Source organism: Bradyrhizobium sp. ORS 375 (assembly GCF_000239775.1).
Classification (GTDB): domain Bacteria; phylum Pseudomonadota; class Alphaproteobacteria; order Rhizobiales; family Xanthobacteraceae; genus Bradyrhizobium.
In genome coordinates this window covers 1-7195 of record NZ_CAFI01000116.1, presented here as the reverse complement: position 1 = coordinate 7195, position 7195 = coordinate 1, and the positions used below count along the sequence as shown (strand labels likewise).

Sequence of the window (7195 nt, the reverse complement as noted above, 5' to 3'; positions counted from 1 at the left end):
CCGGCGCAGACCTATGGTCTGTGCCGGCTTCGTTGCGTTTTAGCGTTAGCTCCCGTGGGCAGCTTGGCTCGAAGGATTCCAAACCATCTATCGGGCATCGGCAGCCGCCGAGCCTCCGTTTAGCTTCATTCCACCACGACAACTGCCTTTATCGAACAATCAGTAAGTTGCGATCATGAACGAGCCAGCACTCGCGTTCCGTCCCCGACTCGTCTCCCCATCGACCAACTCCACGCCCCCCCTCTCCCCGATCGACGGTCGCGCTCTGCAGATTGCCGAGGACGCCTATCGCAAGGTGCTTGCTCTTCACCCCGGGCATTTCCGGACCCTGTGCAGCCTTGCGACTGTCCGTCTGCAACTCGGCGACGCTTACGAGGCGCGTACGTTACTGGACCGGGCCGCGGAGGCGGCGGGCGACTCGGCAGACCTGCATTTGACCGTTGGAAAGGCGTTCGCAGCTCTGGGCGACCTCGCCAAGGCGACGACGCATTTCGCGCGCGCCGCCGCACTCGATGACGCCTCGATCGAGCCCCGCCTGCTGCTCGGTGGCGCGCTCTACGGCCTCGGAGACCCCGCGGCGGCCGTCCAGCACCTCGAACTGGCACTTGCCATCGATGACACCAACCCTGACCTGCATCAGGCGCTTGGCCTCGCCCTGCAGCGGCTCGGCCAGTTCGAGCGGGCGATGTCGCATCACGAGGCCGCCCTTGCGGCAAGGCCGCAGTTTGCGGCGGCTGCCGGCAGTCTCGGCGATGTCTGCCGGCAGCTCGGCAGGCATTCGGAAGCCATCGCGCATTATGTCCGGGCGTTGGCCATCGAGCCCAAGATGCCTATGGTCCTGCTCAATCTCGGCGGCTGTCATCAAGCGATCGGCGAACTGGATGCCGCCATTCGTACTTTGCAGCGGGCGCTCGAGATGAACCCACGTCTCGCCGAGGCGCACTACAACCTCGGCAATATTCACCTCGACATGAAGAGCTGGCCAGGGGCGCTTTTCCACTACGAGCGTGCTGTCACCCTGCGGCCGGATTTCCCCGAAGCGCACAACAATTTCGGCAATGCGCTGGAGTCGTCAGGCAGGCATGAAGAGGCCTTGTCCCATTATCACGAGGCGCTGCGGCTGCGACCAGACTACGCCGTCGCACATCGCAATCGCGCCGACTCGCTGCGAAACGTGCAGCGCTATGACGAGGCGATCACCGGATATCAAGCGGCTCTCGAGCACGATCCCCGCGATACGACGACCATGAACCATCTCGCGATCGTCTTGACGATCGTGGGCCGACTCGACGAGGCGAGGCGCACTTATGAAGCGGCGCTCGCGGTCAACCCGCGCAGCATTGGCACTCACCTCAATTACGGCATCGTCAAGCCGTTCACGATCGACGACCAGCGATGGGCTCCGCTGCTGGAGCTGGCTGCGAGCTCGGAGACGCTGAGCGAGGACGCGCGGATCGCGCTGCACTTCACGCTCGGACGCGCCTATGCCGACATCAAGGACGGCGAGCGGTCGCTGGTCCATCTCAATGCCGGCAACGGCCTCGAGCGCCGCCGCATCAACTACGATGAAAATCAGTCGCTGCGCCAGATCGAGCGCATTCGCGCGGTGTTCTCCAAGGAGGTGCTGCAGGCGCGCGCCGGTCATGGCGACGCGTCACGGGCTCCCGTCTTCATCATCGGCATGCCGCGGTCCGGCACCAGCCTCGTCGAGCAGATACTCGCCAGCCATCCCGCCGTGCATGGCGCCGGAGAGGTCAACTATTTTGCCGCGGCTGTGGCGCTGTTCACCGATCGCGCCCGCGGCGACTTCCCAGAGATGCTCGCCAAGCTGTCCGACGCCGATATCACCAGCCTGGCCAAAGCTTATCTTCAGCGTTTCACAGATCTGCCGGCGAATGCCGAGCGCATCGTCGACAAGATGCCGTCGAACTTCCTGTTCGCGGGCCTCATCCATCTCGCACTGCCGAATGCCAGGATCATTCACGTCAGGCGCAATCCGATCGACACGTGCCTGTCCTGCTACACGCAGCTGTTTGCCGAGCCGCAGCCCTTCGCCTACGACCTCGCCGAGCTGGGCCGCTACTTCAGAGCTTATGACGCGCTGATGAGCCATTGGCGCGCTGTCCTGCCGCAGGGCGTCATGCTGGAAGTGTCCTACGAGGACATGGTGCGCGAGTTCGAGCCGCACGCCCGCAAGATCGTCGCCCATTGCGGGCTCGACTGGGACGATGCCTGCTTGTCCTTCCACGAGAACGAGCGTCCGGTGAACACTGCAAGCCTCGTGCAGGTGCGCAAGCCACTGTTCAGCGGATCGGTCGGCCGCTGGAGGATGTATGGCGACCGCCTGAAGCCCCTGCTCGACGCGCTCGGCACCGAAGCCATCAGACCGACGATTGCCGAGGCTATCGCCGGCATGGCTCAGCCTCAGCCGGGCAACGTCGCGCCGCCGGTGGTCACGCCGACGACCGACTCGCGCCCGTTCGATGCCACGCGGCTTGCGTCGCTGCAGACGCTGGCGGATGGCGTCGTCGCCGTCGCCAAGAAGCTGCAGAGCCGCGGCGAAATCAATGATGCCGAGCAGATCTTCAAGCTGATCCTGGCCGGCCAGCCGACCAATTTCGATGCCCTCGTCGGCCTCGGCATGATCTCGACCACCTTCAACCGTCTCGACGAGGCCAAGGACTATTTCCAGCGCGCGGTGGCGGTGAACGACAAATCCGCCGAGGCCCATGGCAGCATCGGCGCCGTCGAAGGCTCCGCGGGCCGGTACGACGCCGCGGTTAAGCACTACGAGACCGCACTCTCGCTGTCGCCGAGCCATCCCGGCATTCTCTACGGCTTTGCGATGGTCCGGCAGAATCAGGGACTGATCGACGAGGCGATGGTGCTGCTGCGGCGAGCGATCGACAACAAGCCGCAGCATCTCGATGCCCATTTCGCGCTCGGCAACCTGCTGTACACGACAGGAAAGGACGTGGAGGCGGCGCGGCACTACCTCAAGGTCCTCGACTTCAGTCCGGAGCACGCCGAGACCCACAACAACATCGCCAACGTGCTGCTGCGCCAGGGCCATCGCGAGCGCGCCATCGAGCACTACAAGCGGGCGATTGCGGGCCGCCCCGACTATGGCGACGCCTACGGCAATCTCGGCAACGCGTTCCTGGAGCTCAACCGGCTCGAGGAGTCGATCGAGCAGAACCTTCTGGCCATCAAGATCAAGCCGGAGCGTTTCGGCTCCTATAACAACCTCGGCGTCGCCTATCAGGCGCTCGGCCGGTTCGAGGAGGCGACGGCCGCATTCCAGAAGGCCCTGGAGCTCGCGCCGGATGACGCGTCGATCCACCTTAACCTCGCGAACATGTCGAAGTTCAAGCCGGACGACAGCCGGTTGCCCGGCCTGAAGAGTCTGATCGCGCGCGTCGATCAGCTCGACCAGGAGAAGCAGATCGCGGCCCATTTCGCGTTTGGCAAGGCGCTGTCCGATCTGAAGGACTACGACACGGCCTTTTCGCATCTGCAAAGGGCCAACGCGCTCAAGCGCCAGACCTTTGACTACGACTCTCCCCAGCGGCTCGCCATGATGCAGAACGTCGCGTCCCGCTTCACGCCCGAGTTCTTCCGCTCGGTCGCGGGACATGGCGACGAGTCCTGGGCTCCCATCTTCATCGTTGGCATGCCACGCTCCGGGACGACCCTGATGGAGCAGGTGCTGGCGAGCCACTCAAAGGTGTTCGGTGCGGGCGAGCTCGAGACATTCAAGGATCTGGTCGGCGAATGCGCCAGCCGGCAGAAGGTTGTTCCAAACTACCCGGATCTGATCACGCTGCTGCCGCCCGAGGAAATGACGAAGCTCGGGCAGGAATATACTGCCCGCGTGCGGATCCTGGCCCCGGAGGCCGAGCGCATCGTCGACAAGATGCCGCTGAACTTCCTGTTCGTCGGGCTGATCCACGCTGCGTTCCCGCGCGCCAGGATCATCAACACCCGGCGTGACCCGCTGGACAATTGCATTTCCTGCTATCAGCTGTTGTTCACCGGAGCCCAGCCGTTCGCCTACGACCTCACCGAGCTCGGCCACTACTATCGGGGCTATGAGGGCGTCATGGAACATTGGCACAAGGTGCTGCCGCCCGGCGTCCTGATCGACGTCCAGTACGAGGACATGGTCGACGACCTCGAAGGCGTCGCGCGCCGGGTACTCGATCATTGCGGCCTGGACTGGGAGGATGCCTGCCTCGACTTCCACCGCACCGAGCGCACGGTACGCACCGCGAGCCTGATGCAGGTGCGCGAGCCGATCTACCGACGCGCGATCGGAAGCTGGCGGCGCTACGAGAAGCATCTCGGACCGCTGTGCAATGCGCTCGGCATCGAGACTCCGCCACCGCCGGCGGAAGCGACCTGACCGCCGGCAAATAACCGGGTGCTGTTGCCCAGGGATCGGTGACAGGCGCGGCACCCGGCTATCCGGCCGCGCGGCGGAGCGGCACGTACAGTGTGCGCGAGGGGCTTTAAGAAACTATCATCGTCATATGCCACGGCGTCAGTTTTCTGACGCACGCGCGCGACTAATTACACAATCAAAGGTTGATTCGCGCCTGCACAGGATTTTCCTGCGGGAAATACGTTCGCAGAGCGACCGCTAGGCTCGAAAGTGGAGCCTGCGGTTCTCATTAGCTGCCTGGTAGTTCAGCTCGTTAGTTCTGCGGCGTTCGACAAGCAGACGACTGCAGCAAAGAGGCGGCTCTCCCGCGCAGGCCGATCCGAGCGATGACCCGGCAGCTGCGCAGCGGTGGTCGTGAACCCCCGAGGCGCTTCCCGCGACGCCGGAACGGCCCTTTCGGGCGGCGGCGCCGGAAGCATCGGCCCGCCTGCGCCCTCGCGAGAGCGCCCGCGGTGGCTGGACCCGCGAAGCGCGATTGTGGTGAAGCTGCAGCAGGCGCTTGACCTGGACGCAAAGGCTTGGTTTGACCCCAACAGCCCGGCGCACCACCCGACCGGTGCTCGTCCCGCCCCAACCATGGAAGATCCCGGACCATGCGCATCACCCTTGTCGGCTCCCGCCATTTCGGTGTCGCCACGCTGAACATGCTGCGCGAGAGAGGCATCGAGATCGCCCGCGTGGTCGTGCATGACGGCGAGGACCGGCTGGCCGCCGCGGCACGCGCGGCCGGCATCGAGGTCGTGGTCCAGGCCGATCCCAAAGTGGTGCCGGCCAGCGAGATCGCCCCCGGCACGGACCTGATCGTGACGGCGCACAGCCACGCCCGCGTGACGCAGGAGGCCGTCGCGGCCGCCAAGCTCGGCGGCATCGGCTACCACCCCTCACTGCTGCCGCGGCATCGTGGCATCGCGGCCGTGGAATGGACCATCAAGGAAGGCGACCCGGTCGCGGGCGGCACCATCTATCATCTTGCCGAGCGGATGGACGCCGGCGCCATCGCCGCGCAGGACTGGTGCTTCGTCAAGAAGGGCGAGACGGCCCGCGAGTTGTGGGAGCGTGCGCTGGCGCCGCTCGGCCTCAAGCTGCTCGGCGACGTCGTCGAATCAGCCAAGGCAACCGGCACGATTCCCGCCAAGCCGCAGGACGAGCAGTTCGCCACCAAGGCGCCGAGCCTGACGCCGCACTGAGCCGCCGGCACGGGCGCTTGAGGGTGGGCGCTTGCGAGTCGGCTCCGGCAGGAGACCGCTCGGGGCGGCCGAGGCGAACGAACGTGCTGTCAACGCAGGGCTGTGGCAGGCGTCTGCTCATGTTGTGCGCGAAGGCGCAGTTTGCCCACATTGCCGCCCGAATGGCTCGAAAGCGGGTTCCGCATTAATCCTTAATGGGTTGAAACTGCTTGATAATCTTTAGTTGCGGCGGCGCGGCAAATTTTCGTCACAATTCCTCCAAATAAGCTGACTTCATCAACGATATTGAGGGACAAGATTCATGCGTCTCGACCGCATTGGAATGGCTTTCGCCGCGTCGATCCTGGTGGGTAGCTCGGCCGCCCCCGCATTCGCCCAGTCGCCCTATGACGGCCAGTGGCAGGTGACGATTGTCACCAGCAGCGGCAGCTGCGAGCCCACGGCCAGCTCGACCCTGACGGTTGCAGACGGTAAGATTTCTGCGGCCGGCGCCAACGTATCGGGGTCAATTGGGCGCGAAGGCCTGGTCAAGGTCTCAATCAATGGCGCATACGCGAATGGTCAGCTCAGCGGCAATTCCGGCTCTGGAAAATGGAACGGCGCATCGGCAGGGATTCCCTGCAGCGGGCGCTGGCAGGCGTCGCGCCTGTAACGGGCGACACCCACTCAATTCCTCCCAACGGCGGCTCTCGGTAGCCGCCGTTTTGATCTCGACGCTGCTTTCGGCCTCGCCGGGACGCGCCGATCCTGGCGCCTTTACCGGCTTGGCGGGAGCATGGCACGGCAGCGGTACCGTAGCGCTCGAGGACGGGTCGACGGAGCGCATCCGCTGCCGCGCGACCTACGGCGTCACCGGGCCGCGCATGAGTTTGGTCCTCACCTGCGCCAGCGACGCCTACAAGTTCGGCCTGCAGGCCGACGTGCTTGCCGAGGGCTCGACGATCTCTGGCAGCTGGACCGAGACCAGCCGCGGCGTCAGCGGCGTGCTGCAGGGACGCGGCGGCGGGGGCAACTTCCAGCTGGTCGCGACCACCGCCGGCTTCAATGCCAACATCGCGCTAGCCACCCGCGGCAACAAGCAGTCGGTGTCGATCCGCGCCGACAGCCAGTTCCGCGCGGCGAACATCGCGTTGTCGCGGTGACGCTCAGGCGCGCTTGATTTCCGGCCCCGCAGTTCCCGCCGGCGCCGGGGCCAGCTGCGCCGCGGTGCGCTTGATGGTCTTGGCAATCAAGAGCGCCTGCTCGCGGGTCATGGCAAAATCCTGCACGCCCTTTTGCGTGGTCAGCGACAGCACCATGAGGTGGGGCTCGCGCTCCGGCCAGCCCGTGGCAAAGGCGGTCAGGAAGTCGGCTGAGGCGGCACGGTCGGTCATGTGTCAAAGCTGCCCTTGGCTGTTTCGCGGCGGTCGCTTTAGGACGAAACGCCGCCACACTCCACGATTTTCTCGGCCGCGCGGCTGCTGTTCCGTGCCCGGCGTTGATGCACCGCACCGTTGATTTCATTTGCAATGCCGTGCACGCGAGGTGATACAGCCGCTCCCGCCCGCCTCGCCTCTCCTGTTGA

5 protein-coding genes are annotated in these 7195 nt (G+C 65.0%); 4 read left to right on the top strand and 1 reads right to left on the bottom strand.

The window, feature by feature from the left end:
- Positions 1-175: 175 nt before the first annotated feature.
- The 4 genes from BRAO375_RS10360 (at position 176) to BRAO375_RS10345 (ending at position 6773) form a co-directional block, all read left to right on the top strand.
- Positions 176-4405 carry a sulfotransferase gene (locus tag BRAO375_RS10360; RefSeq protein WP_009027417.1) on the top strand — a complete coding sequence of 1410 codons (4230 nt, stop codon included), beginning with the start codon at positions 176-178 and terminating at the stop codon, positions 4403-4405.
- A 632-nt stretch (positions 4406-5037) separates the two neighbouring features.
- Positions 5038-5631: a formyltransferase family protein gene (locus BRAO375_RS10355; protein WP_009027415.1), complete on the top strand. Its 594-nt coding sequence runs from the start codon at positions 5038-5040 to the stop codon at positions 5629-5631.
- A gap of 301 nt (positions 5632-5932) precedes the next feature.
- On the top strand, positions 5933-6283 hold the full coding sequence (locus BRAO375_RS10350) for a hypothetical protein (RefSeq protein ID WP_009027414.1): 351 nt from the start codon (positions 5933-5935) through the stop codon (positions 6281-6283).
- The gene (locus BRAO375_RS10345) at positions 6189-6773 is read left to right on the top strand and encodes a hypothetical protein (RefSeq protein WP_244423158.1); all 585 of its coding nucleotides are present in this window, start codon (positions 6189-6191) and stop codon (positions 6771-6773) included. The genes BRAO375_RS10350 and BRAO375_RS10345 overlap by 95 nt, the downstream gene beginning before the upstream one ends.
- A 3-nt stretch (positions 6774-6776) precedes the next feature.
- On the opposite strand, the gene BRAO375_RS10340 is transcribed toward BRAO375_RS10345, so the two are convergent.
- Positions 6777-7004, bottom strand: a complete 228-nt coding sequence (locus tag BRAO375_RS10340) for a hypothetical protein (protein WP_009027412.1) — start codon at positions 7002-7004, stop codon at positions 6777-6779.
- Positions 7005-7195 lie beyond the last annotated feature (191 nt).